At 38.4% G+C, this 1,194-nt stretch carries 1 pseudogene; it reads left to right on the top strand.

Annotation, left to right across the window (positions count from 1 at the left end):
- Positions 1-319: 319 nt before the first annotated feature.
- A pseudogene (locus tag PX481_RS09480) lies at positions 320-1,021 on the top strand (protein kinase domain-containing protein); the annotation flags it as partial.
- Positions 1,022-1,194: the final 173 nt, after the last annotated feature.

The following is a 1,194-nucleotide window of genomic DNA, read 5'->3' as shown; positions in this document are numbered from 1 at the left end:
CGATGAGGCCATCCCTGTTACTCGCGTTAATTCTTCTTGATTTTGGATGGGGAGCTACAGGGCAAAAGCGTTTTGTATTCTGTATTCCTTGCTACATTCTGAATTTGGAATTGCTGCAACATAGTTTAGGCTTTAGGCTTAGTTCATGTAAAAATGTAAAGTAGGAAGAAGTACCGTAGGTTGGGTTGAGGCACGAAACCCAACATAACCAACAGCTAAGACAGGAAACCCAACATAACCAACAGCTAAGACAGGAAACCCAACATAACCAACAGCTACTTTTTTAACGTCAACCCAACTACTTAAAGGAGTAAAAACCATGAGTCTGTGTCTCAATCCTAATTGTTCCTCCGCCAATCCAGATGGCAATAAATTCTGTGAAAAATGCCGCTCGAAATTGTTCTTACAAGAGCGTTATCAAGCAACTCAATTAATTGGTCAAGGAGGATTTGGTCGCACTTTTAAGGCGATAGATTACAGTAAGCCTTCTCGACCTTATTGTGTGATTAAACAGTTTTTTCCTTCGGCTCAAGGGACTGATACAATTGAGAAAGCCTCAGAATTATTTGAAAAAGAAGCAATCCAATTAGAGAAGTTAGGAAAACATCCCCAAATCCCTGAACTTTTCGCCTATCTCAATCATGATGATGACCGTCAATATTTGGTACAAGAATATATTGAAGGACAGAATTTAGAACAAGAATTAAGAAGCCAGGGGGTATTTAATGAAGCCAAGATTAAAGCTTTATTAACGGATATTTTGCCGGTTTTAGATTTTATTCATAGTCAGGGAGTGGTTCACCGAGACATTAAACCAGAAAATATTATTAGACGTAACTCAGACAAGAAAGCGGTTTTAGTAGATTTTGGCGCGTCTAAAGTTGTTACACATCTTAACCGTTCTGTTACTGGTACAGTAATCGGTTCAGCGGAATATATCGCACCAGAACAAGCCAACGGTAAGCCGATCAATCTTAGTGATTTGTATAGTTTAGGAGTCACTTGTATTTATTTGTTAACTTAGGTTTCACCCTTTGATTTATTTGATACCAGGGGAGCATCTCACTTACGCGATAAGTAATTATACTTAGCCTAAAAGCCACTCTTAATCGTGTCTTGGAACGAAATAGAGGCTTTTAAAGACTGCGTACATGGAGAATTAAAACAAGAATTACCCTCGAAAAGCCTATTTTT

Source organism: Microcystis sp. M53603_WE2 (assembly GCF_030065435.1).
This window is presented reverse-complemented; position numbering and strand designations above follow the sequence as displayed.